Origin of the sequence: uncultured Gemella sp., from assembly GCF_963525875.1 — a bacterium.
Taxonomy (GTDB): domain Bacteria; phylum Bacillota; class Bacilli; order Staphylococcales; family Gemellaceae; genus Gemella.
Genome location: NZ_CAURMG010000006.1, coordinates 1 through 26,864 on the forward strand (window position 1 = coordinate 1; position 26,864 = coordinate 26,864).

At 29.2% G+C, this 26,864-nt stretch carries 18 protein-coding genes and 1 riboswitch; of the genes, 3 read left to right on the forward strand and 15 right to left on the reverse strand.

Features of this window, described 5'->3' with window-relative positions; all coding sequences use genetic code 11:
- Nucleotides 1-252 precede the first annotated feature (252 nt).
- The 5 genes from RWQ73_RS01920 to RWQ73_RS01940 all read right to left on the reverse strand — a co-directional run bounded on the left by RWQ73_RS01920 (nucleotide 253) and on the right by RWQ73_RS01940 (nucleotide 7,445).
- Nucleotides 253-1,749 carry an amino acid permease gene (locus tag RWQ73_RS01920; protein ID WP_314406446.1) on the reverse strand — a complete coding sequence of 499 codons (1,497 nt, stop codon included), beginning with the start codon at nucleotides 1,747-1,749 and terminating at the stop codon, nucleotides 253-255.
- Between the two features lie 88 nt (nucleotides 1,750-1,837).
- Nucleotides 1,838-2,016: riboswitch (Lysine riboswitch) on the reverse strand.
- Between the two features lie 307 nt (nucleotides 2,017-2,323).
- Complete coding sequence (locus RWQ73_RS01925) at nucleotides 2,324-3,487, reverse strand: carbamoyl phosphate synthase large subunit (RefSeq protein ID WP_314406447.1); 1,164 nt, start codon at nucleotides 3,485-3,487, stop codon at nucleotides 2,324-2,326.
- Between the two features lie 25 nt (nucleotides 3,488-3,512).
- Nucleotides 3,513-4,253, reverse strand: a complete 741-nt coding sequence (locus tag RWQ73_RS01930) for an alpha/beta hydrolase-fold protein (protein WP_314406448.1) — start codon at nucleotides 4,251-4,253, stop codon at nucleotides 3,513-3,515.
- A 31-nt stretch (nucleotides 4,254-4,284) separates the two neighbouring features.
- Nucleotides 4,285-5,115 carry an alpha/beta hydrolase-fold protein gene (locus RWQ73_RS01935; protein ID WP_314406449.1) on the reverse strand — a complete coding sequence of 277 codons (831 nt, stop codon included), beginning with the start codon at nucleotides 5,113-5,115 and terminating at the stop codon, nucleotides 4,285-4,287.
- A 305-nt stretch (nucleotides 5,116-5,420) separates the two neighbouring features.
- Nucleotides 5,421-7,445: an LPXTG cell wall anchor domain-containing protein gene (locus RWQ73_RS01940; RefSeq protein ID WP_314406450.1), complete on the reverse strand. Its 2,025-nt coding sequence runs from the start codon at nucleotides 7,443-7,445 to the stop codon at nucleotides 5,421-5,423.
- 519 nt (nucleotides 7,446-7,964) lie between these two features.
- On the opposite strand from RWQ73_RS01940, the gene RWQ73_RS01945 reads away from it, so the two are divergent.
- Nucleotides 7,965-8,549: a helix-turn-helix domain containing protein gene (locus tag RWQ73_RS01945; protein ID WP_314406451.1), complete on the forward strand. Its 585-nt coding sequence runs from the start codon at nucleotides 7,965-7,967 to the stop codon at nucleotides 8,547-8,549.
- A complete protein-coding gene (locus RWQ73_RS01950; protein WP_314406452.1) occupies nucleotides 8,480-9,373 on the forward strand; it encodes an IS3 family transposase in 894 nt (297 codons plus the stop codon). Before RWQ73_RS01945 ends, RWQ73_RS01950 begins: the two co-directional genes overlap by 70 nt.
- 314 nt (nucleotides 9,374-9,687) lie before the next feature.
- Here the strand turns inward: RWQ73_RS01950 and dltD are convergent, their stop codons facing one another.
- From dltD to RWQ73_RS01985, 7 genes are all read right to left on the reverse strand, one after another.
- Nucleotides 9,688-10,854, reverse strand: a complete 1,167-nt coding sequence (gene dltD, locus RWQ73_RS01955; RefSeq protein WP_314406453.1) for a D-alanyl-lipoteichoic acid biosynthesis protein DltD — start codon at nucleotides 10,852-10,854, stop codon at nucleotides 9,688-9,690.
- Nucleotides 10,855-10,856: 2 nt separating this feature from the next.
- Nucleotides 10,857-11,090, reverse strand: coding sequence for a D-alanine--poly(phosphoribitol) ligase subunit DltC (gene dltC, locus RWQ73_RS01960; protein ID WP_003145008.1), 234 nt, complete (start codon nucleotides 11,088-11,090; stop codon nucleotides 10,857-10,859).
- A gap of 21 nt (nucleotides 11,091-11,111) precedes the next feature.
- Entirely contained in the window at nucleotides 11,112-12,269 is a 1,158-nt protein-coding gene (gene dltB / locus RWQ73_RS01965; RefSeq protein WP_314406454.1) for a D-alanyl-lipoteichoic acid biosynthesis protein DltB, read from the reverse strand.
- A 1-nt stretch (nucleotide 12,270) separates the two neighbouring features.
- Nucleotides 12,271-13,773: a D-alanine--poly(phosphoribitol) ligase subunit DltA gene (dltA, locus tag RWQ73_RS01970; RefSeq protein ID WP_314406455.1), complete on the reverse strand. Its 1,503-nt coding sequence runs from the start codon at nucleotides 13,771-13,773 to the stop codon at nucleotides 12,271-12,273.
- Nucleotides 13,774-14,077: 304 nt separating this feature from the next.
- Nucleotides 14,078-17,929 carry a PD-(D/E)XK nuclease family protein gene (locus tag RWQ73_RS01975; protein WP_314406456.1) on the reverse strand — a complete coding sequence of 1,284 codons (3,852 nt, stop codon included), beginning with the start codon at nucleotides 17,927-17,929 and terminating at the stop codon, nucleotides 14,078-14,080.
- A gap of 25 nt (nucleotides 17,930-17,954) precedes the next feature.
- Nucleotides 17,955-20,981: an AAA family ATPase gene (locus tag RWQ73_RS01980; RefSeq protein ID WP_314406458.1), complete on the reverse strand. Its 3,027-nt coding sequence runs from the start codon at nucleotides 20,979-20,981 to the stop codon at nucleotides 17,955-17,957.
- Complete coding sequence (locus RWQ73_RS01985; protein WP_314406459.1) at nucleotides 20,968-22,107, reverse strand: exonuclease SbcCD subunit D; 1,140 nt, start codon at nucleotides 22,105-22,107, stop codon at nucleotides 20,968-20,970. The genes RWQ73_RS01980 and RWQ73_RS01985 overlap by 14 nt, the downstream gene beginning before the upstream one ends.
- 817 nt (nucleotides 22,108-22,924) lie before the next feature.
- Between RWQ73_RS01985 and RWQ73_RS01990 the strand changes: the two genes are divergently transcribed.
- Nucleotides 22,925-23,554 (forward strand): hypothetical protein, encoded by a 630-nt coding sequence (locus tag RWQ73_RS01990; protein ID WP_314406460.1) that lies wholly within the window; start codon nucleotides 22,925-22,927, stop codon nucleotides 23,552-23,554.
- A gap of 452 nt (nucleotides 23,555-24,006) precedes the next feature.
- Here the strand turns inward: RWQ73_RS01990 and rseP are convergent, their stop codons facing one another.
- Genes rseP through RWQ73_RS02005 form a run of 3 tightly spaced genes read right to left on the reverse strand, consistent with a single transcriptional unit; the run spans nucleotide 24,007 to nucleotide 26,847 of the window.
- Nucleotides 24,007-25,299, reverse strand: a complete 1,293-nt coding sequence (gene rseP, locus RWQ73_RS01995) for an RIP metalloprotease RseP (RefSeq protein WP_314406461.1) — start codon at nucleotides 25,297-25,299, stop codon at nucleotides 24,007-24,009.
- Between the two features lie 20 nt (nucleotides 25,300-25,319).
- Complete coding sequence (locus RWQ73_RS02000) at nucleotides 25,320-26,093, reverse strand: phosphatidate cytidylyltransferase (RefSeq protein ID WP_314406462.1); 774 nt, start codon at nucleotides 26,091-26,093, stop codon at nucleotides 25,320-25,322.
- On the reverse strand, nucleotides 26,083-26,847 hold the full coding sequence (locus RWQ73_RS02005) for an isoprenyl transferase (protein ID WP_314406464.1): 765 nt from the start codon (nucleotides 26,845-26,847) through the stop codon (nucleotides 26,083-26,085). The genes RWQ73_RS02000 and RWQ73_RS02005 overlap by 11 nt, the downstream gene beginning before the upstream one ends.
- Nucleotides 26,848-26,864 lie beyond the last annotated feature (17 nt).

The window sequence follows — 26,864 nt, forward strand, 5'->3', positions numbered from 1 at the left end:
TAACCTATTTGTACATTTTTATTTTATCAAAACTGTACATTCTTATTTTATCATTCTCAGTCGAGTCATCCCCGCAAAGTTTATTAGATATCTAAAAAGCTTTAATAAAGCGAATTTAGGTGTCAATAAACCACTGCGTCTACGAATTATCATATACATTTTGTTGAAATTTAGGACTTTTGGGTCAGCCCCTTCACTTTTAGTAAAAAAAAATGAAAAATCCTAGTTCAAAATGAACTAGGATAATATTAATTATTTAACATCTACATCTTGAGATAAATCAACTTTATCTAGAGGTATCATTTTTGTTTTATATCTAATTTTGTGGTATAGGTAGAAGAATAAGAAGATTGGAACTCCCATATATGTTGTCAACATACCACTCCAGTTTACCACACCTTTAGTAATAAGTTCTGTATCTTGACCGATAATAACGATGATACATAATACTAAAGCAATGATTGGACCTACCGGGAACCATTTAGCTCTATATTTAAGATCATTTAAATCTTTACCTTGAGTCACATAAGCTCTTCTAAATCTATAGTGACTTAGCGCAATTCCTAACCAAGCGATAAATCCAGTTAATCCACTTGCTGCTACGATATATGTATAAGCATTAGCACTTGTAAGTTGGATTAAGAATATTAAGAATACTACTACAGCAGTTGCGATTAATGAGATAACTGGTGTCCCGTATTTTGTTACACGTCCAAATATTGGATAAGCTAATTTTTCTTTACTCATAGCATAAAGCATTCTTGTTGATGCATACATACCAGAGTTACCTGCTGATAGGATTGATGTTAAGATTACTGCATTCATAACACTTGCCGCTAAAGCAAATCCTGCATTTTTGAAAACAATTGTAAATGGTGATTTAGCAATTTCCTCTGCACTTGCAGCTCCTAATAAATCAGGTGAAGTATAAGGTATTAATAATCCAATTACTAAAATAGCTAATACGTAGAAAATTAAAATTCTCCAGAATACTTGTTTAACTGCTTTAGGAATACTTCTCTCTGGATTTTCACTTTCACCAGCAGTAATACCGATTAACTCAGTTCCTTGGAAAGAATATCCTGCAATTAAGAATACCCCTAAAGTTGCTAGAAGTTGACTTGATAATGAAGTGTCTTCTCCAATGAATGGTGCATCACCAATTGTAAGGTTTTTGAATCCGATATATTCTCCACCTAAAATACCGAAAATTGTTAAACATCCTACTACTATAAAGATAATAACTACAACTACTTTAATTAAAGCAAACCAATATTCACTTTCACCATATACTTTAACACTTAGTGCGTTTAAAGCAATAATAATTACTAAGAATAGTAAACTCCAAGCCCAGTGAGGAAGAACACGCATAGGCTCCCAATAGCTAATTGCTAGCGCTGATAATTCTACGTCAGCTGCCACTGTAATTACCCAGTTAAACCAATAGTTCCATCCTAATGCAAATCCTAATGAAGGATCCACATAACGTGTAGCATATGTACTAAATGACCCTGACGTTGGAAGATACGTTGCCATTTCCCCAAGTGATGTCATTAAGAAATATACCATAAGTCCGATACAAAGGTAAGCTACAATAGCTCCCCCAGGTCCCGCACTTTGAATTGCTTGACCACTTGTCATGAATAATCCACTACCGATACATCCTCCGATAGCAATCATACTAATATGACGTGATCGTAAATTTCTTTTTACTTCTGTTGCATTGTTGTTATTGCTGTTGTTTGTCATAATAAAAACCTCCTTGATAAAAATAAAAAAGCATAACCTCCTACCATATTTGCACGGAGTTATACTTCACATTATCTCTCCAAAACAAGATATTAGTAGCGCAACATAGCCTCACGACTATGACAGTCCTATACTTAGTTCAATATAGGCCCAACAATATTAACATAGGTTTAATATCATTTCGGCGACGTTTCCTTTCAAGTAATATCATCAAGCCCTATACTCTCAATTACTCTACTGATAAAAATCGCAACCTCTACCTCACTTATTTTGTGAGGTATATATTCAATTAACTAATGATTAGTATAATATACTTTTTCTCTATTGTCAACATAAAATTTAAATTTTCTAAAAATTCAATATACTAATTTTTAAATTACAAATATAATTCTTTTAAAATTATCATTTACTAAACATAATAATTTTAATATATATCGTAGTTTCTAAACTATACTTAGAATAACATTATTACCTAATTAATCCTCAGATTTAATGCTATTTCGCAATAGTAAAAATCAAAGCAATGTTAAACTAAAATTTTCTTAAATTAATTTCACATTGCTTTGATATTATTCTATTTTAATTTCCCTACAAATTTTTCCATCTCTTTCATTTCTTCAAGAGTATCAGCTACAAGAACATACATTGTATTTCCCTGAAGTTCAGCAAAAGCTTCAGGCATTCTTAGAACTGCTTTTAATTTATCTTGATATTTATTTCTAATATCTTCATCTGAGTAAACATAATCTTTATAATCACGTCTTGTTGAGGCTAAACCGTATTTTTCATCAACACTTAAACCATTAAATGTTCCATTAGCCACTTCAGCATAAACTCTGAAATAATCTGTTGAATGAGCAAAATTATACACGTCTACTGCAAATGCACCCGCAGGACGGTTATTGTATTCAATTGCAATATAATCGTCTTTTGTTTTGAAAAATTCAATATGGAAAAATCTCTCTTTCATACCAAATGCTTTAACAGATTTTTTACCGTACTCTACTAATTTTGGATCTAAATCTTTATCGATATAATATACCCAATCCAAAGTATTATTATTCAATAAGTCTAATGGAGTGTGGTAATAAACGATACTAGTATAGAAAACAATATTCCCCTCAGCATCTACTAATCCATCAAAAGTCACTATATCTGAGTTATCAACAAATGGTTCTAAGAAGTAATGTGTAGTTCCATCCCATTCTTTCTTGAAATTTTCCACATCTTTCTTATCTTTAAGTTTATAAGTCGCCGAAGCTCCTACTCCATTATCAGGCTTCGCAATCAGTGGAAGTTTTAATTTTTTCACACCTTTTTCGATGTCCCCTTCTTTTTTCACTAAGAAACCTGGTACAACAGGAACCCCTGCTTTTTCAAAGTATTTTTTCATCTCTGATTTATGTTTTGTCTTTTTAAGGTCGTTCTCTTTTAAGCCGAACACATTAAACTGAGTACGTAAGGCTGAATCTAATTCCATCCAGTGCTCATTTTGTGATTCTATTCTATCAATATGTCCATGCTTGTGATATAAGAATGCAACCGCTCGTTTTACTTCATCAACATCATCAAGACTATTAACTCTAAAATACTCAGTTAATGCTTCCTTAAGTCTTTGGTCCAACTGTTCGTATGGTTCTTCCCCAATTCCTAATACATTAATCCCCTGATTTTTTAACTCAATAGAAAATTTTTGGAAATTGTGTGGGTAATATGGTGATATAACTATGTAATTCATAAATCTTTGTCTCCTCTTAACTTTATTATAAATTTAACTTATCTAAAAAGTATGGCATTTGTATTCTCCACCAAGGCCAGTCATGAGCAACATCTTCTCCCCAAACATCAAACCATGCTGGAATATTTTTTTCTTCAAATGCTTTTTTCAAACTGTAGAAGGATGGTAACCCATCTTGTTCCCATGGCCCTAAACCTGTACATACAATAATGTCAGAATTTCTATAATGATTAATAAACCATCCATCATTTTGATTCCAAATATTATCACTTGGTGAATTTCTGTAGATTAGCTCATCATTACCGTATTCTCCAACAAAAAATCTAGCATCGTATACACCACTAAGTGAAATTACTTTTCCAAATACATCAGGATGTTGTAAGAAGATATTAAATGAGTGATATCCTCCCATACTGCATCCAGTAGCCATCATTTGTCCGAACCAACCTGTTTTATGTTTAATAAATGGTATAGCCTCTTCTATAACATATTTTTCATATTGTGTATGAGCTAAGGCTCTATCATGACCATTTTTCCAATCACATAACCATGATTCACTATCAACACTTGATAAAGTGAAAAATTGAACCTTACCTTCATTTATAAATCTCTCACATGCATGAATCATTCCAAAATCATAGTATTCATTATGTGTTCCTCCTGACGATGGGAACACAACAATAGGTAATCCTGCATGACCATACCTATTAAGTACCATCTCTCTTCCTAAATTTCCACTATAATGACTTAGATACTCTATATTCAAACTAAAAACCTCCATTTTCTATAAATTTCTTTTACCAGTTTTCACTAATAAATCTTAAACACTCTGGCAAATATTTTGCCCAACACTCTTCACTATGTTCGCCATTAGCTACAACATTTAATTTTAACTCACTTGTAGATAAACCAGCATCAATTAGCTGACGATAATAATCTAAACTTGCATCAATATATAATTGTTTTAGGTTACCATTTGCCAATTGCTTATCTGTATCATCTCCCTCGTTCGTTCCAACTTCGATATATACTCTTTGATCTGAGACCTTATGTTTTGAAATAAATCTATCAAATTCAGGTTTATTTAACCAATTCGCAGATGAAAATACTCCTAAGCAGCCTACGACATCTTTATATTCTAAACCAATATATTGTGAAATATTAGCTCCTAAAGAACTACCTATCATCGCCGTATATTCACGTTGTGGCTTTGTTCGATAAGTACTATCTACAAATGGTTTAACAACATTCACAAAAAAATCAGCATACTCAGAACCTAGTCCACCTAAAGTTAGTCCAAAATTTAATATTGGTAAACTTGAAAACTTCCAAGGTGCATATTCATTCATTCTTCCCTCGTTATCATTATCAATTCCAACTATTATCATTTTTGGCATATCTGGATTTCTTTTTATTGCTGGTATAACTTTCCATGAATGCCCACTAAATGATTCCCCGCTATAAAAAACATTTTGACCGTCATTCATATATACTACAGGATAGTGTTTGTGTTCATCTTGAGCATAACCTTTCGGTAAAAGAACTCTAATACGACGATTTTTCCCCGTATAAGGAACTTTCAACTCATGCTCCTTCATCTCTAAATAAAAATACGCATCTCTATTCATTTTATTTTCCTTTAAAATTATTGTTATAGCTATAATTTTACAATATTTCTCTTATAAAATCAAATAATTGAGTGTATTCTTTCACGATTTTTCTGAAAACTAACATTTTCATATTATTTTTCATACTAGTGTAATCTTTATATTAAAATAATAGATAAAACGAAAAAATAGGAAAAAAGCTATACTACTTAATATAGCATAGCTTCTTCCTAATTTTCAAAATCAACCGTATTTGACAAAGAACCAGAAAGAGAGTATGGAAAAATTTCCACACTCTCTAATGTTTTTTATACACTAATTAACGATTAGTTGTTTAATTTACGTCTCACAGCAAGACCTACTAAAGCGATTAAACTTAATCCTAATGCTGCAGTGCTAGAAGTAGTCATACCTGTGTTTGGTAGAGAACCTTCTTTATCTTTATCTTTAGCTTCATCTTTAGCTTCAGTTTTTGGTCCAAAGCTATTTCCATCAGTTACACCTGGAGTTGGTACACCTGGTTGAGGAAGTTTAGATAAGTCATACTCGGGAACTTCGTTAATTGCTGGTTTGTTTGTATTAGATACTATTGCGAATTTACTGAAGTGATCTATTTTAAATGTTACAACACCATCTTTTGTAGTAGAGTCTATTAATTTTAACTCTCCGTTATCTTTTATGTGATAAACATCTACATCTTTTTCTCCTTCTTTTAAGACAATGGCAACTGTACGTTTTGCATTTGAATTAACTACCTGATTGTCTTTGTCTAGAAGTTTTAAATCTAATATTCTGATTTGATTGTCTGCAGGTAAGTTTAATTTTTCTAGAACTGAACTTGCTAAGGCTTTATCTTCTACAGGAGTTGCAGAAAGTTTTGCTGCAGTTGTTTTATCAGTTAAAGTAACTTTAACCCCTGAAGCATCATTTAAGAATATATTGTTTATTATATCTTCAGATGGAGTTGCATTGTTGTTTGTGTTAGTATTTTCCGCATTTGAATTATTATTAGGTTTATTTTCTGGAGCAGGTTTGTTTTCAGGTTTATTATTTCCTGTGTTATCATTATTTCCAGGTTTCACTTCTGTGCCAGCATTGTTGTTAGTACCAGCGTTTGTGTCAGCATTGTTGTTAGTACCAGTGTTAGTGCCAGCATTGTTGTTAGTACCAGCGTTTGTGTTACCATTGTTTGGTTTCACTTCTGTGCTAGCATTATTGTTAGTACCAGCGTTTGCGTTACCATCATTGTTTGGTTTCACTTCTGTACCAGCGTTGTTTGGTTTGGTATATTCGCCTAACAGATGCAGATGTGCATATTTAGAAAGTAAATCACCTCTATGATCAACTCTATAGTTATGATCAGGATCTACTTTATATACCCACATCATTCCTTTGCCTTTGGTAATATATTTTAAATCACCACCATTCTTAGATAATGGATAGTAGTCTCCAACGGTAGCATTAGGATTTTCTGCAATATTTACCTTAACTTTAGTTACAGTTTTGTTATCATCTCCTTCGAAATGGTAAGAAATATTTACTATGTTTTCTTCAGCATTAGAATTATTGTTACCTGAGTTAGTGTTACCATTGTTTGGTTTCACTTCTGTGCCAGCATTGTTGTTAGTACCAGCGTTGCTAGGGTTAGTTCTAGATATTTCGCTTTTAGGTAAGTAGCGGGCATAGAAAGTAGTCTCGTTACCAAAAAGATCGTTACGTGAGCTTAGGGTTACACCTTCACTGCCTTCAACAAATGCACTTGCACCAGTAAATACATATCCACCAGGCAATGTTTCTGGGATATGATCTGACAATGGTTGGTTAGGAGTAACATAAAATACTTCGCTACTAGGCGACTCTACTGGATGATAACCGTTGGAAAGACTGTAGTGGATCGTTACTTTGTGAGGTTTTTCATTATTGTTAGTACCAGCGTTGCTAGGGTTAGTTCTAGATCCATTGCTTCTTCTAGGGTATGTGACATAGAAATTAGTCCAGTCGCCAAAAAGATCGTTACGACTGTTTAGAGATGTACCTTCACTGCCACCCCTATTTACTACTGCACCAGCGAATACATATCCACCAGGGAATGTTTCTGGGATATGATCTGACAATGGTTGGTTAGGAGTAACGTCAACTACTTTGCTACTACTACTGCTACTGAATGGACTCATTGGATCGTCGTAAAAATCGTAGTGAATCGTTACTTTGTGAGTTTCTTCAGCAGCGTGAACCACCCCACCATTTAAATTAAGCACTGACGGAGCTACTGCTGGAGCTACCCCACCAAGTACTCCTGCTAAACTTGCAGTCGTTATTGCCGATAAAACTCTTTTTGTATTTTTATTCATTATATATACCTCCATAAATTATCTCTTTTATAATTAAATTATAATTTTTTATTTAATTTTAAAAAAATAATTATCTTTTATACTTTTCTAGCCATTATTATATCAAAAAAAAAAAAAAATCAATCGTTTTTTATAAGAAAATAGTTCATTCATAAAGAATCAAAATAATTGTAAATGTCAATAAAAAATTGCACGAACTAACTGCCGAGCAGGTACGTGAAAAAACTGCTCAAGGACTTCATAATAACTTTAATGCTAAGCCAAGTAGTAGTAACTGGAAAATATTGGTTGTATACTAAATCCGGGGCATGGAAAAAATTCCAGCTCCGAATTTCAATTTTTATATACAAAAAGACAAATATCCAAAAATGCTGCCTAGATTTCTAGAGTGAATTTTTCCCATGCCCCGAACTTGACAAAAAGCCAATAAAGAAGGGAGCGTCTCAACAATATCATGATTCCTTTTGAAACTGATATGTACCCCTTTTACTGGACAAGCCAGTGAAAGGGGTATTTTTTATGCGTTATAGTTATGAATTTAAAGTAAAATGTGTTGAGATGTATGAAAGAGGAGAATATCCAGATACACCTAATGGAATAACCACTAGGAAATTTAAAGATACTATTAGGAAATGGAAAAGAATGGTTGATTCATTAGGAGTAGATGTCTTACGACATAAATCGAAAAATAAGAAGTGGAATCCAGAAGAAAAACTAGTATTAGTTTCTAAAATTTTAGCTGGTTATTCATATAATTCTGTTGCACTAGAGAATGGAATTAACTATAGAATATTATATAATTGGGTTCAAAAATATAAAGAAAAAGGTTATAATGGACTTGTAGATGAGAAGAAAGGAAGACCAAGAAAGGTGCCTATCATGAAAGAAAATAGTAGTCCTAAACCATTAAAAGAATCAGAAAGAGAAGAATTAATTAGATTACGAGCAGAAAATAAATTTATAAAAACGGAAATCGAAAATATTAAGGCGGAAAAAGAAATAATAAAAAAATTAATAGCCTTGAGGCGAGAAAAATGGGCTGCGCAACTCAAGGCGAAAAAGCAGCGATTATTAAAGAACTTAGAGAAGAAGGATATCAATTAAAATGTCTTTTACAAGAAATAGGAATGGCAAAATCAACATATTATTATTTGATAAATAAAGGAAAAATAGATGTTGTGGCTATTCGCAATGAACCATTGTTAAAAGAAATTAAAACTATCTTTGACGAAAATAAAGGACTATATGGTGTTCGTAGAGTTCACAATGAACTAATTAATAGAGGTTTTAAAGTAAATCATAAACGTGTACAAAATCTTATGCATAAAGAAGGATTAAAAGGGAAGACTCCTAAAGAAAGATACCATTCATATAAGGGAACAGTAGGAAAAGTCGCTGATAATATAATAAATCGTGATTTCAGCACAACTGCACCTTTACAGAAATGGACTACAGATGTATCGCAATTCAATTTTCCATGGGGAAAGTGTTATTTTTCAGCGATTCTAGATATGCATACAAATGAAATAATATCATATGATTTATCTTTACATCCAGATTTAAATCAGATAAAAAGGATGTTAGAAAAAGCATTTAATAAATTTTCAAAAACAGAAGGATTAATTATGCATTCGGATCAAGGGTGGCAATATCAACATTCACACTATAGAAGTGAGTTAAAAAAACATGGAATCATTCAATCAATGTCTAGGAAGGGAAATTGTTATGATAATAGTATCATGGAATCATTTTTCGGAAGAATGAAGACGGAAATATTTTATGGTTATGAAAAGAATTATATGTCATTTGAAGAGTTTAGTAAAGCTGTATATGAATATATAGCTTATTATAACAACAAGAGAATTCAATCAAAAACAAAATGGATGGCACCTGTACAGTACAGGATAACATCCACATGTCTAAACTAAATATATATGTGTCCAGAATTTTGGGTACATATCAAACAAGATTTTGTCGAGTCACCCCCGCAAAGTTTATTAGATATCTAAAAAGCTTCCATAAAGCGAATTTAGATATCAATAAACTACTTCATCTATGAGTTCTCATATGAACTTTGTTGAATTTTAGGACTTTTGAGTCAGCCCCTTGTCACTATTAAAATTCACTATATACATATTCTTGGACATTTGAAAAATCAGTCACAAAACAATATATTATTATTCCCATTATAACTATATAAAAGAATAGTACCCAAAGTGCAAGACTTTGATTATAGCTTAGTTTACTTTTTAAGTTTGTATAGATCTCTTTCAAAATCAATCCATCCTCTCCAACCTAAATGCATCGCATCATACATATAGTAATCTTCATATTCTTTACCTGAATAATCCATAACTTCAATATTATTTTTCGATGCAATTTCTTTTAGTTTTTTATAAGCGACTTCCCTTTTTGAACTATCAATTCCTGTGTAATCACTCCATCTACCATGCGCTGGAAGAATCGCGAATTTGATATTTAATCCCAAATCTTTAACAATTGATAAGAATATATCTAAATCTTCATATTCTTTAGCCTCATCATATTTTGTATTTTTAGAACTATTTTTTAATTGTTCATACTTTGATCTTATGTATTTATCATAATAAGTATTATCAATTTGATAATCATTGTTATTAGTTCTTTCTTTTGCTTCTTCCATTACTTTTTTATCTAATTCATCCCAATTGTAATTTGGCGTCATATCTCCGCTTAAAGGATAATTTTCTCTTCCTTTATTTTTATAAAAATTATATTTATTTTTTAGGCTAAAGACATAATTATCTATCTTCAAAAATGTCCCAGTGAAGAAATTACCCTTTTCTCTTAGAAAGTATCGTTTATAGCTTCTATACTTTTTATTTAACTCTTTATTTGTAGCTGATAGTTCAATAACTCTATTGATAAACTTTTCTTTAGTTTCTTTACTAATTCTATCATTAGCCATAGTATTATAAACATGCTCACTAGATATTCTTGATAAAAATGCATCTTTCAAAATACCATTCTTATTATCAAACCACTGAATAGATTGAATCATTACGATTTGATTATTCGCCACATCATTTCCAATAGAACCTATCGTTGCTGCATGTATAATATTTTGAGAGTTTCCAACTCCTACCTGCATAATATTAAAATCATTATAATTAAATATTTTCTTAGGATGATAGTTTTCATTTATTGTTGTAGTTAATTCAGACGAACCTAAAAGTAAAAGTGTTTTAGGAGTCATGTTTTCTAATATTATATCCTTACTCTTGTACTTTTCAAATGATGTACTATATCTGACACTATTATCATTTACTTTATAATAGTCTTCTATTTTTTTTATATACGTCCTGTCTAAAATTACAAGTGTAATTAATACCAATACTATTGATATTAAAAATGCTTTTAATTTTATCATCTTTATTTCCTATTTTCTATGTACGAAATTACTTTATTTGGTGTGTCTATTTCTTCATATGTCACTTCTGTAGGAGCTATGCTTAGTCCGAAGATTTCTTCGATTTTCACTAACATTTCTACAAAAGCTAAAGAATCCATTAACCCTTCTTCTTTCATGTTTATATCTAAATCTTCTCTTACTACTTCGTCTTCACAGATTTCTTCTAACATTTCTAATACTTGCTCTTTTATCATGCTTTTTCTCCTAACTCGATATTATTTTTTAAGTACATGGCTTAATAGTTTATAAGGTTCTCCTGAGAAGATATATAAACCTATTATTACTAAGTTGATCGTTATGAACCAACTAAGTACTTTGTACCATGTTTCATTTTTATTCTTTTTATAAAATTTACTTTTCTTCTGATAGTATTCAAATCCTGCCATTAATAAACCATGGTAGAATCCATATACTATATAGCTTATCGTTAAACCGTGCCAAAATCCCATAAGTACCATATTTACCATGTAGGCATACATCGCTGTTGTTAGTCGTTTTTTGAAGCGTTTTTTCTTTGTAGCTTCCATAAAGACTCTTGAGAATACGAAATCTCTTAACCACGTTGATAATGTAATATGCCATCTATTCCAGAAGTCTTTTATATCAATACTTAGGAATGGTTTGTCGAAGTTCATTGGTGTTCTTACCCCTAAAATATTACTACTCCCTACCGCCATTAAACTGTATCCTGCAAAATCAAAAAATAAATACAGTGTGTATAAGTACATATATTTTACAGAATGTGTAAATGATGTATGAGTCCCAAGACCTACTAAATAGTGATAACTTAATGTTGAGAATACTACTTTATATAATAATCCTAAAATTAGTCTATATACACCTTCTCCAGCTAATTCTAAGTACTCTGTCCTCGGCATTCTTTCTTTAATTTCACTCATAAAACGTCTACTTCTATCTATCGGACCTGCACTTACGGTTGGGAAAAATAGTAAGAATTGTACATAATCTACTAAATTGATCTTATCTTTTATTAGTCCATCTGATATTTCTATCATAATTTGTATCGTTTTAAATGACATATATGATATTCCAATAAAGGCTAACAGATGCAAATGTGTTATTGCGAATACTTTGTTTATTATTAGTGGTAATATTGATAATACTACTAATACTTTTAGATATTTTTTATTTTCTATTTTTTGTGCTATTTCTACTAATACATACTCATAGATAATAAAACCTAATAGATAAGATAACATCGTTGTATTTTTACCATATATAAAACCAGCGAATATTAACGACAGAGCCAATATATAATATTCAATTCTTTTACCTAGGTAATTTATTATAAAACCTATCACCAGAGCTATAGTTAAGAAAAAGAAAAATTCATTCCCGTCAAAATAGCTCATTTTATACTAACTCCTTTAACTTTTTCTTGTCTATTTTACCATTATTGTTTAGTGGCATTTCTTCTATGAATACTATTTTTTTAGGTACCATGTATTCTGGCACTAATTTTTTAAGCTCTTGTTTTATTTGTTTAGTTACTTCAAAACGCTTTTCTATTTTTTCGTTATATACTACAAATGATGTCAGCGCCTTTACTTTTCCATCTTCATAACTTGGAACTGTCGCCGCTTGACGAATTTTTTTATTTTTAAGTAGATTATTATCTATATCTTCTAGCTCTATTCTGTGTCCGTGTAGTTTTACTTGGAAGTCTATACGTCCTTCACAAAACAGCATACCGTCTTTAAAGTATCCTAAATCTCCTGTTAGGTAACTTCTCTCTTCTTTCCCGTCTACTTCTCCTAGACCAAATTTTTCACTTGTTATAGCGTCATTTTTGAAGTATCCTTTAGCAACTGTGTTTCCTGTGATTACTATTTCGCCTTTATTTTCTTCATCAGGATTTGCTAGGTGTACTTTCGTACCCCATTTTATTTCTCCGACAGGTAGATTCTCATAATATTTTTCATTCACTTCTTTTGTTATTTCTACCCATGTAACCATTACTGTCGATTCTGTAGGCCCATATGTATTTATAACTTGTGCATCTTTAAAGTTAGCATGAATTTTTTCTACAGTTGTACTAAATAGTTTTTCGCCACAAAAGACGAATTGTTTTACTTTTGGCATTAGACTTTGATTAAAGTTTTTATCAATGAAGCACATTTCTATAAATGACGGTGTTGAAATCCATATTGTTGCATTTGATTTATTTAGTTCTTCGAACATTACTTTGAAGTTCTCTTGATGTTTTTTATCTATTTGTACTAAAGTAGCACCTAGATAAATACTTGGCCATAATGACATTACCGATAAATCAAATGAGAACGGTGGATGCCCTAAAAATACTAATTCTTCTTTTTCATCATAGTATCCTGTATACCAATGTAAGAAGTTATTTAGATTATTGTATGTTATACATACCCCTTTAGGTTTTCCAGTACTTCCCGATGTGAAAATTATATAGAATATTTCTTCATCTCTCACATAATTTTCTTTAGAAATAGCATTTCGAGTACTTGCGATTATTTCTTTAGCTGACTCAACACCTAGCATTTCTCTAGATAGTTCTATTTTTTCTGTGACTAGTACTACTTTTGAGTCTGTTGTTTCTACTATTTCTTCTACACGTTCTTTTGGTGTGTTTATATCTACTGGACAAAATGCTCTTCCTGATTTTACACACGCTAAAAAGTACACTAACATAAATGGATGTTTATGCCCATAGACTACTATAGGATTCTTATCACTTCCTAATTTTTCTTCAAGATAAAACGCAAGTTTATCTGAATACTCTATTAAATTTTTGTATGTTAGATTTTCATTTCGGTATATATTATTAATATATACTTCTTTAGAACTGTTTTTAAACTGTTCTAGTTTTTCAAAAAAAGTTAATTTCATATCTATTATATCCTTGCCTTTATCGCTATTATTTAACATTTAAAAATGCCTATATTCTAATGTTACCAATTAAAAGTAAAAAATGATACTTCCTTCATTATACTATTATAATATAAAATTAAGTAAATGTACTTAAAAATTAATAAAAAAAATAAAAAAATTAGGGAAAACTCAATAAAATTATTATTTTATAAAAAATTTCATCAAGTTAACCCTAAAATATTAGTTCCCTTTTCGAGAAAAACTACTACTAATTGCAGAAAAATATTTAATGTAACTCATTTATCAGTGATTGTTCTTTGTTTCACTGGGTATTATTATTCAATAGCTTTTCTTTTAATTCTTTTGATTTTAGATTCACTTTATTTTTTAAATTTAATCGTGTGTCATTATTAGTTGCATAATTAAATAATATTTGTTTTTCTGCTAAATATTGATTTTCAATCTCATAGTTATTTAATGAAAAATCAAATGAAAATATCTTTTCTAATAAACTCATTACATTATGGAGATTTATATCAACTAGTTTTTCTAGTTCTGGACTAGTATATGCTTTATGTACATCTGATCCATGAATAGTACCCTTTTGTGTAGTCCTGATATACATAACTTCCGAAGCTAATTCACAGAAATCATCTTTTAATATTAAATCGCTATTAACTAATCCTCGTAGTCTATAGGGTTTTAAACCTTTACCTAACTTAGCTATTTCTCTATAAAATATCCCTAGTATATCCTCAGATTTTTTATTAAACATCAATTCACATGCTAATGCATAAGTTAAAATTTGAGAAATAAATCCTAATTCAATACTATCTAGTGTAAAATCAGTTTGACTACTCTTATAATCAATTATAGAAATATTCTTTCCATTAACGTCTACTCTATCAATTACCCCTGTAAATTTAATTTGCGGTATATTATATTTCTGTTTCAGTTCTTTCTTATTGATTTCTCTAGTTTCGACATCTTCACACGTAATAACATTGTCTACTATTTCCAGACTAAATGGTTTTTCTAGGAACGTTGGCATAAACTTCGTTAAAGAGTAATACTTTATCTCAATAGCTATAGCTACCTCTAATCTATAAAGCATATTATTTAAAATATATCTATGCGTATTTAATAAATCTATTAATTTCAAAGTTTCTAATATATCTTTATTCTCACTCGAATAGACAACATCTCTTATTGTTTCTTTAATCTTATATTTTTTAGTAATGTCATCATCTTCTATAACTTCTAAATCAATTTTTTCACCGCATTCAGCAATGAATTTTATAATCCTTTCTTCCGCCATTACAGCATGGAAAAATCTTCCAGAAATCAAATTATCGAGATCAATATCTCGTTCTTCTGCTATACCTAATACTCTTTTAATAAAAAATTGATAAGGATTCTTCTCAAAATCAGAAACTTTAGATATACTGAACTTAGAAAAGCTCTCTTTCTTAACTTCTAAAAATTTATCGATTGTTCTTTCATTAAGTTCAAACCTATAATCTTTTATTATTTTAGCCAAATAATTTTTAATACCCGCTTCTTTTGTAAAGTATATTCTATCATTTAATTCATCTAATACTTCATAGTTTTCATAACTTTCAGAAGATGTTATAAACTGATACTTTTCTAAAAACTTAATCATCAGCTCTGCTAAAACTTCAACTTCTTTCGTCTTACTATCTTTCACTTCCAAGAATCTACAATAAATTTTTGAAAACAAATAACTAAATTCTCTATCTGAAAGAATTTCCAAGAAATTATCTAAATAGTAACTATAATTCGAAATAGAAAATTCCAATATTTTTGAAGTTTGCATTTCTTCTAATTTAGGAAACAGTTTTTTCACTGTATTTAAATACGGAGAAGCAAAATTTTCTTTAAAACTTTTATCTAATAAACTATAACTTACATATGTTTTTTCTTTAGCGCGCGTTAGTGCTATATACGCTACAAATTCCTCATCTATAAGTGCCGCTTCTTTTGTCGGAGACAAGAAGATGTCCCTTAATATAAGTTCTTCTTTATCCTTATCATCTATTAATCCCGTACTTTTAGAAACCGGCAAAATATCTTTATTAAAACCTATAACAAAAACAACCTTTTTATTTTCTACCTTAGCTAAATCCATTGTAGACATTATTATTGAGTTGTTTATTTCAGGTATTGAACGATACTTGATAGTTGTCAAGCCTACATTAAATAATGCTGTAAACTTTTGAAATTCAAACTTTTCATTTCCAAAATTCTCATTTAATTCATATATATATTCAAGAACTTTTTTATAAACTTGCCTATCAATACTGTCAATTTTCAACTCCTCTATGTCGTCATATTCCCCATCTTCTTTATCAAGATACATTCGAATTTTACAATAATCAAACACATCTATTAATTTCTTTACATATCTTTTAACTTGAAGATTATTTTTTACAGAAACTTCGGATACTTTGCTAATGAGTTCTAATAAGACTTCTTTGCATATTTCAAGTTGTTTTGTTGTATATTTATTTGTTTCTTCAATAAAATAGTCTTTTAGAATGTCTTCAGCTGAATTTACCAATTTCTCATTCAATATATTTTCAACATCATCAACAGAGATCGCTTTAACTTTTTCTAATAAATTTTTATAAGAATAGTTACTACTAACATTGCTAACTAAATTACTTTTTGAAATCCTTTCTCTAACTTCATTTTCAGCTAATTCATCTATAAGTTTTTCTAGCTGCTTTTCATTAATAGTTGAATCTTCTAATAAAACATAAGAAATTATTTTTTGACGATATATATTCTCGAAATTTGTTAACCTAGTTTTTAATAAATTTAATAGTTTTGATTTAAAACTCCCTTCACCAAAACTTAATGTTTCTTGGATAAATTTAACTAAACGGTGGTTATTAGTTTCAATATTCTTATCTAAGTGAACTTCTAAATTGTAGTCTTTAAAAATATTCACATAGTTCTCATATATATTATCTCGATACAATACAGCTATTTCATTATAGTCAATATTATTTTTAGTCTTCAACTTAACTATTTCACGAGCTACTTGCTTTACTTCCAATTCCTTATTTTTAGCACATATTATTTTAACACTATCATCAATCTCATATTGCGAAGTAAAGTTATTATAGTATTTTTCAGCCAAAATACTATTAGAAATACCATTATATCGTCCAGAATGATTTTTTAACACACTGTAATTTTCAACTTTATTATCTTTGATATCAAATTTTATCACGTTAACATTTTCATTATTAATAAAGGCAACAATCGAAAGATTAACATCTTTATTATTTTTCACTATCTCATTTATACTAGCAACAATTTCATGAGATTTTCTAAAAATATCTAGTCTATACTTCTCATTACTGTAAAGATCAGATAGATAAAAGCTATTATATTTCATCTTATCTAATTCGTACCCTTGGAATAACTGAGAAAGATTGAAGTTGAAATATCTATTTGCATCACTAACTACACTAACTACTAATTTTTTTGATTTCTCAGCTAATTTCTCAATATAATTATACTCTTGTGCTGTAAAGTTATAATATGCGTCTACATAAAAGATATAATCACTTAAATCTACGTACTCTAAATATAATAATAGTTCTTTTATATAATCAACCTTATCAAAAATTGTATGTTCTTTTAATAATTTTGTATACTCTACATAAATTTCTAGTATAGCTTCTAATTTTTCTCTATGGCTTTCATCTAAGTTAGTGTTTTTTTCTAAATAATCTTCCAATGTATTTATACTTACTGTGTATTCTTTTAACTCATTGATAATCTCTTCAACAACTTCTATAAAACTTATATCTTGTAGAATTCTCTTCACTAAAAAATTTCCATTATTTTCTAAGTTTTTAGCAGCTTTATAGAAATAAAATGGTTTAATATTATCTCCAAGTTTTCTCAGACTATCCATTCCAAGTTGCTTTGCTAGTCTTCTAGTTAGACTTGAAAAATTTACAACATCGATATTAAATGTGCCTCCAAACTTATCACATAATGCTTTTTCAAAATTAAAACTGTTTTGTTCAGGTGTTAGTACTATTATTTTACTATTATCTCTGTTCAATTCAATGTCATTTAACATATAGCTTGTTTTACCAACACCACTTGGTCCAATTAATAATTCTAAATTCATTTTTTCTCCTTTCTTTTGTTATTTCTTATATTCCTGTCATTTTAACTTTAGCATAATTTTCCTGAGCATACACTTCTATTTTCGGCCTGATTCGCTCTTTTAACTCACTAACATGAGAAATTATCCCTATATTTCTTCCATAAGATTGTAAGTCTATTAGAGTTGTTAACGCTGTATCTAAAGTTTCTGCATCTAATGAACCAAATCCTTCATCTATGAAGATTGTCTCTAACGAAATTCCTCCACTTTCATTTTGAATTACTTCAGCTAACCCTAACGCTAATGCTAATGAAGCCAAGAATAATTCTCCTCCTGAAAGCGAACTTATAATACGTGTGCTATTTAGGTAAATATCATGGATTTCTATCTCCAGACCCTGAAGTCCTCCACCTTTAGATTTTTCTTCTCGTCTAATAAATCTATAGCGATCATTTGTCATCTGCAATAATCTTTTCGTTCCTGCTACAAGTATCAAATCTAAATAATAACCTTGAACATAGGTTTCTAATGATTTTCTACTTTCTGTTTTCCCATTAACTACATCACTAAATTCTATTATTTCTCTTATATCTTTAGATGAATTCAATAATTCAAGATAGTCATCATGGATTCTTTTATATAACTTCTTGTTACTATCTAATCTAGTAGTAAGTACTGCCATTTTTTCTATAAAGTTAGAAACTTCATTTTCAAAACTCTGTAGTTTTTCACGCTCTTGTTCTAAATCAGGCTGGTTTATTCCAGTTAGTTCTTGTTCAAGTTTTTCTATAGAATTTAGTAGTATTTTTTTACTATCTTCAAACTCATCAATCTGAACTTGATATTGTTCTAGTTTATCTAATTCAATAGCATTTTCTTCTGCCTCTTCTAAAGAACAGTAATACTTACTAAGCTTAGAATTAGTAAAGCTATTTTTTAGAAGCTCAATTTCATTAGTAACTTCTTCTATATTTTTAATATTATTTTTCTGCTCAGTTTCTATTTTCGTTTTTCTAATCAGTAAATCATTGCTATTATTTTGAAAGGATTTGTTCATGTTATCGTACTCATCAACCTGAGAAGCGATGTTTTCATAATAATCTTTAAATTCTTCTAACTTAACTTCAACATTGTTTTCGAATTGATTGATTTTATTTTTTGCTTCTAAGTGACTTTGTTTTAACTGTTCTTCCTCATTTAATAGAATTGATGCTTCTTCTATATCTTTTTTTAGTCTTTTGATTTCTTTTTCTACTAATTTTATTTCATCAACTACACGTTTCAAATTAACCGTCTCTTGTTTCAATTCTTCTTCTAACTGAATTAGTTCTTCTAAAGCTTTGAAGTTTACTATCTCTTCTTGATCTTTTATAATTTTACTTAAATTATTAATTTCTTGTTCATCTTTTTGTAACAGTGTTTCTAGTTTAATTATTTTTGTAGTAACATCTTGAAGAGATTTTTCTATATTTTCATCAACTTGAACTATTGATGTTATATCTGGAAGATGATCGATTCTTTGCTTACACAACGGACAATCATCTCCTTCGTGTAAATTCAATATAAAACTGTTTAGAATCTCTTTTTCCCTATTACTTTTCAACAATAAAAATCCTTTTTCTAGTTCTTCTCTAGATATATGAAATTCTTCTAATTGTTTTTTGGCAATCTCATATTTTGATTTTTTTTCTCTAAGCTCAGATTGACTATTTTCAAATTCTTTAAATTTATCTACTTCTTGTGTTTTCTTTAAAATTTCTAGTTTTAATTTCCCGATACTTCCGTCTAATATATTCTTCTCCTCATTAGATTCCAAAAGAATATCATTTTTTATTTTCAAATTAGCTTCTAGACTCTGTAAAAAATTCTTTTTATAACTTAGTTCTTCTAATTTTTTATTATAAACACTTATATTTTTTTTAGCTGTTATAAATTCATCGATATTATTATAAAAGAATTTTTGATCAGCAGCTATTTGTCTATATATTTCAATATCATCTTTAAGTTCAGTTAATTTCGATTCTAATTCAATATTATTTTCTAAGTCTATTTTATATTTTTTCTCTTCATCTAAAAGTATCATTTCAAGCTTTTTAAGTTGAAGGTGTTTATTAATTAAACCTCTATATTCTCTAATTTTATCCTTACTTTTTTGTAACTCGGTTAACTTACCTACTAGTTCTTTCAGATCACTTAAGTAATCTTCTTTTTTATGCAATGCCTCATAATTTAATTTATTATCTTCAAGGTTTAAAAATTTATCATTAAGTTTACTCAACTCTATAAAATTATCTTTAACATTCTGAAGATTTTTTTCTAATTTTACTTGTTCTTTTTTTTCTAATTTTATCTCATTTTCTTGCGATAAAATTAGATTATTTATCTCTTCGAAGTTTTCATCTTTTAAAAACTCATACTTTGTTAGCTCACCCTCTATATCAAACTGCTCAAATCTAGTTATTAATTCTTTTTCTTTTTGTTTGTGCTTACTATCTAATTTCTTGGCCTGTTCTTGTACTAAATCCACAAACTTTTGATAGAAATAAGTATTAAAGAGCGATCTCAATGTTTCTTTCTTTTCACTAGATTTTGATAATAGGAATTCTTTGAATTTACCTTGAGGTAAGATAATAATCTGACAAAACTGCTTATCATCTAAACCAATTAACTCTTCTATCTTTTCTTTAACCTCTTGTTCTTTTGTTGCAATTATATCCTGCTTTTCAGAATTATATTCCATTAAAACAACTTTCCCGGAAGTTAAATTTTTATTACCAGTCTTTAAATAAGCCAAGGTTCTTTCAATTCTATATCTTTTACCACTTAATTCAAAATCAAAATTTACTTGTGTCTTATCCTTATCAGCTGCTGTTTTTGTTCTTAATGAAGCTATATCTTTTCCACCTGTTGTTTTATTATACAGTGCATAAGTAATAGCATCAAATAACGTTGATTTTCCCGAACCAGTTTTTCCAGTAATTAAAAATATCGGCTCATTAATTATTTTATCCCATTCTATTATTTCATCTTTATACGGACCAAACTCTTTTAACTCTAATCTAATTGGTTTCATTTTGATTCACCTTATCTATAATATTTACTAATACCTTTTTTTGTCCCATCGTTAATTGACTGCCAGTTTGTTCATTATAAAATCCTTCTATCAATTCAAAAGGGCTCTTAGTCAGCATTTCTCTATCTATTTTCATTTCATTTTCAGCTATTGTTTTTCGTTTCTGCTTTAATATCAATGTATTAGGATAATATTCCTTAATTCTAGGAAGAGGATCTGTTATACCTTCCATTCCAGTTAACTCCATACTAAAGTAGTCTTTTTTACAATCGAAATGTTGTTGAAATTCTTTTGTAAAAACATCTTCATATGACGTACTAATATTATGCAATTTTCGTTTTTGTTTTAAAGGAATAAACTTTTCACTATAACTTTCTTTTGTTACCTCTACAAGTCTCATCCCTTTAGTTTGTGAAGCTTCTGAAAAAGAATATGCCATAGGACTACCGCTATATTTCAAACGTTCCTCACTAATAGCATTTGGATTATGAAGGTGACCTAAGGCAACATAATCAAATTTATCAAAAATTTCTACAGCAACATTTTCTACCGTTCCTACTGAAATCTCTCTTTCAGAATCAGTTTCTAATCCTCCGGATACAAACGTATGAGCTACTAAAATATTGGTTTTATTAGTATCTAAATCTTTATAAATTTCATCAATTACCCTTTTTGTTGCAGCATTATGTGTAGTTAATGTAATATCTTCAAAATATTCTCTTGCCTCAAAAGGTTCAAAATATGGTAATAAATATATGTCAGTATTTTCATAAGAAATTCTTTCAAAAGCTTGTTCTAATCTCGTGTGAAGATAAAATTTATGTTTACTAAACCAAGCTTCCCCAATCGCTAATCTTTCTCTACTATCATGGTTTCCACTTATGGCAAAAATCGGCACATTACATTCTATATTAATTCTTACTAAAAGCTCTTGTAAAATTGATGTTGCTTCTTTACTAGGAACACTTCTATCATATAAATCCCCGGCAATAATCAAAAAATCCGGTTTAACTTCATCTATTTTATTCATTAAATCTTCCATTACATATTTTTGATCTTCTAATAAATCTTTTCCTTGTAATTTTCTTCCAATATGCCAATCTGCAGTATGTAAAAATTTAACCATATAATCACCTTTTTTCTATAAACTATCTCTATTATATTATATCTTAAAACGAAATAAAATAACAGAGAACGATAAAATATTGTTAGATACACTTCTATAACTAATATGAAAAAAAGAGTCTTGCATTATTGCATGACTCTTTAGTATTTTAAAATTGTAAAAAATAGTTTAATAGGTATTTAATACCTATCGATATTATATATTAAATTTATTAAAATTAAAAGCGATTTCCTAATACTAAATCTTTTTTATCTATATAATAAAAAATGAAGAGGCTGATTCAAAGATACTAGATTAAAAAATAGTTTACATAAAAACCCATAGATGCAGTGGTTTATTGATATCTAAATTCACTTCATAAAAGCTTTTTAGATATCTAATAAACTGTGCGAAGGGACTCCACAAAATCGATTTCTCCGAAATCACGACTTTTGAGTCACTCCCAGCGTACCTAAAGGCACACCTGGCTAGTAGCTTCTGCTTGTTCGTTTTTGTAGCGTGTGGTCCAAATATCAGTACTCACAGAATCACTCGTAATCTGCTATTCGGCAGTTTTTATTTTTACTCTATCGATTTATTATATCATAATATCTCAACTCAAATTTTATTTATTTTTTACATTAAATAAAAAAACTCTAACTATTTTATTATATCATACTTTTATCGTATTTTTTAGAAAATATATTATCATTAATTTCATATTGTTTCCATCAAACTTTCATGATATATTTAAGATAGATTTAAGTATATACTTATTAAATTAATATGTAGTTGCAAATACATATTTAAGTTTTATTTCATAAAGGAGGTTATTCTTATGAAAAACAAAAAATTTAAAATAGCTACTTCAATTATATCTTTAGCAATATTAATTACTCCTATCTCTACTTTAATTAATAATTCTAATATTGCTAATGCTAAAACAGATATACAAAATAAAAATATAAAAGCAAATAATACATTTACAACAACAATAGATTTATCTAAGATTGACGTCGAAAATGAATTACTTAAAGCTCAACAATTACTAAAAGAAAAAAAAATAACACAAGAAGAATATAGTTTAATCAAATCAATATTGAAACCTGAAATTAATAATATAAGCAGTCAAGCTAAATTTAGAGCAGCTCTACGTGCTTACGGACCTTATTATCCAGCTAGAAAAGTTGCATATATAAATAATTGGGGTATAAAAGAAATTTATAATAATGCACTACCTAAATCTAAAGGTTTAAGTACAACAATTAGTTTTATTACGGGTAGATTAATTGGAGGACCTTATGGTTGGGGATTAGGAGCTTTAGGATTAATTCAATCTTTCAGTGGTCCAAGTGCATTTGAACAAGCTATACAACAAGCATATTGGCAAGGTAAAGGTATTGACGTATATTATCATATAAGTAAAAGTATAATGAGCTTAAACTATGTATCTTATGTTGTGATTTAATCATGAATATTAAATATTATGATATAATAGGTCTAGTAATTTTTCCTATTCTATACTTTTCTTATATAAAAAACATATTAAATATAAACATAAATCAAGAGCATATAAAAACCTTTGTTATACTATACTTAATGATAATCCTAACTATAATTATTCAAGATTCATATAAAAAATTTAAAAATAAAAAAATAAATAAATTAATTAAAAAAGACGACTAATTAGTCGTCTTTTTTTACAGGCTATTGCCCCATGCATATTTTTCATTTATCAACAGCCTGATAAAGAGGCTGACCAAAAGTCCTAAAATGTAACAAAGTTCATATGAGAACTCATAAACGCAGTGGTTTAATGATATCTAAATTCGTTTTATAAAAGCTTTTTAGATATCTAATAAACTATACGGGAGTGACTCTACAAAATCACGATTTTTGAGTCACTCCCTTCACATTTTTCTATTTTCCAAATAATCTTTGAATATCATTCCATGTTACTGCTAACATTAAAGCAACCATTAATAATCCAAATGCCACAGTTAAGTAGTACTGAGCTTTTTTATTAATTGGTTTCTTGAAGATTGCTTCATAAATTACGAATATGATACGACCACCATCAAGAACTGGAATTGGAATTAAGTTCATAAGACCTAAGTTTACACTCAGAATTCCTGTCCACCTTAATGTCGTTATTAATCCACTTTGTGCCGCAGCAGATGACACTTCATAAATCGCTACCGGTCCTCCAAGTTGATTTAAACTAAATCCTCCACTAAATAATGAAACAAATAGATTAATAATTCCCATAAAAATTCTAGTTCCATAGAATAATGTTTGTTCAAATCCACTTTTAATTGAACCTGCTAAATTTTTTTCATAAGCTTGGCTTATACCAAGTTTATAAGTTTTAACTTCTTTACCTTTTTCAACTGTCACTTCTTCTTTTGGTGTAACTTTAATTTCTTGTTGTGAACCATCACGAGAAACTTTTAATGTAAGTTCAGCTCCATTAGAATTAACTATCTCGTTAGTCATTTCTTTCCATGTATTAACACTTTTACCGTTTACCTGTTCAACTACATCACCTTGTTTTAGTCCTGATGAATAAGCTGGATAATTAGATGCAAGCTCACCTAAACGTGTGCTATTAGAAGGAACACCACTATACATTGAAATACCTAGGAAAATTGCTAGTGCTAATATAAAATTCATTAATGGACCAGCAAATAAAGTCCAGAATTTTTTCCCCCATGAGTGCGATGAAAACATTCTATCAACTGGAGCTATTTGTTCTTCCATTCCACCAAATGCTACACAAGCGTCTTTTTTAACTTCATAACTCTCTATTTTATCTCCCACAAAACCTTCTACAAAAAGTTTTTCAGTAAGATCAAACTCATTTAGCTCTAATGGAAGTAAATCCATATCATTACTTTTATCTAAAATGATTTTTTCAACTTTATCATTTTCATCTAATTTTAAACTAACCTTCATTCCTTTTTTCAGATCATAAACAGACACGTCATTGTTAAAATCAAAAACATTATCTGGCATCTTAACATATCCCCCAACTGGAAGAAGTCTGATTGTAAAATTAGTCTCTCCTATTTTTTTATGGAATATTTTAGGCCCCATTCCGATTGCAAATTCTTGACATAAAATTCCTGCTCTTTTCGCAGCAATAAAGTGTCCAAATTCATGTATAGTTACAACTACAAAAAATATTAATATAAATGCTATAATACCTTGCATCTATTACTCCTTTCTATCCTCTAAAATATATTTAGTAAAATTATTAAACATGGTGCTGATAAAATAACCGAGTCAAATCTATCAAAAATACCACCATGCCCAGGTAATAAGTTACTACTGTCTTTTACTTGATATTCTCTCTTATAAGCTGATTCAATTAAATCACCAAATTGACCGACAACACTAACAATTAAAGTTACGATGATTGCAATAAGTAAATTTGAAAATATGCTAGTTGTATTGAAAAATAAAATTGCTATTACTATTGATGATAGACTACCAATTACAGAGCCTTCAATAGACTTATTGGGACTTATCTTTGGTGAAAGTTTATTTTTCCCAAACTTCATTCCCCCAAAATATGCAAAACTATCTGTAAACCAAATTGTAAGTAACAAGTAAGCCACGTGAGATAAACTAAAATTTCTTAACATATATAAGCAATAAAATCCTACAAATATATATGCTGTAACAAATATTATCACACCTATTTCAACTATCTTAATCTTATGACCTGTACATACAATAGTCGCTAGCATCACTATTAATACTAAATACACTATTGCGTATTGCATCAGGCTTGAGATATCTTTATGTAAAAATAATAATGCTCCTACTGTTGATGATAACGTTAGGATAACAATGTTAGTTTCTTTAAATGTCATCCTTACAATTTCATACATTGCCATTACGCCTAATGCGAATGTTGTAAATTTAAAATAATCCCCACCTAAAAATAATAATGGTAAGAAAACAATTAACGCTACTACAGCTGTTATTACCCTAGTCTTCATTTAAACCTCCAAACCTTCTATCTCTACTTTGATATTCAAGTAAAGCATTATAAAATTCCTCTTCTGTAAAATCTGGCCACGCTACCTTAGTAAATAAAAATTCACTGTAAGCAATTTGCCAAAGTAAAAAGTTTGAAATTCTTTGTTCTCCAGAAGTTCTGATTAATAAATCGGGATCAGGCGTATCAGATGTATATAAATTACTACTAACATGTTCCTCTGAAATTTCCTCTATACTATATTTATTATCTTGAACATCTCTAGCAATCTGCTTAACAGCCCTTAAAATTTCATCTTTAGAACCATAATTAAGTGCAAAGATTAATTTTAATCCTGTATTATTCTTAGTTTGCTCTATTGCATCATTTACAGCTTTTCTAGTATTTTCCGGAAGTTTTTCTATAAAACCAATTACTTCAACTTTAACATTATTTTCCATAAGTTCTGGCATGAAACTAGTAAACATTTTTTCTGGTAGATCCATCAGATAACTAACCTCTTCTTTAGGTCTAGCCCAGTTTTCAGTTGAAAAAGCATATAATGTTAAATACTTTACTCCTAATTTTGAAGCATATTTAGTAATTTTCTTTACTGTTTGCATTCCTTCATAATGACCTTTTATTCTAGGCATATTTCTTTTTTTAGCCCAACGCCCATTACCATCCATTATAATAGCAACGTGTGTCGGAATTTTCTTCAACTCTTGTTTTTCAATTTTTCCCACTAATTCATTTTTTTTAAAAAATTTAAACATAATTCCTCCTAATGTTA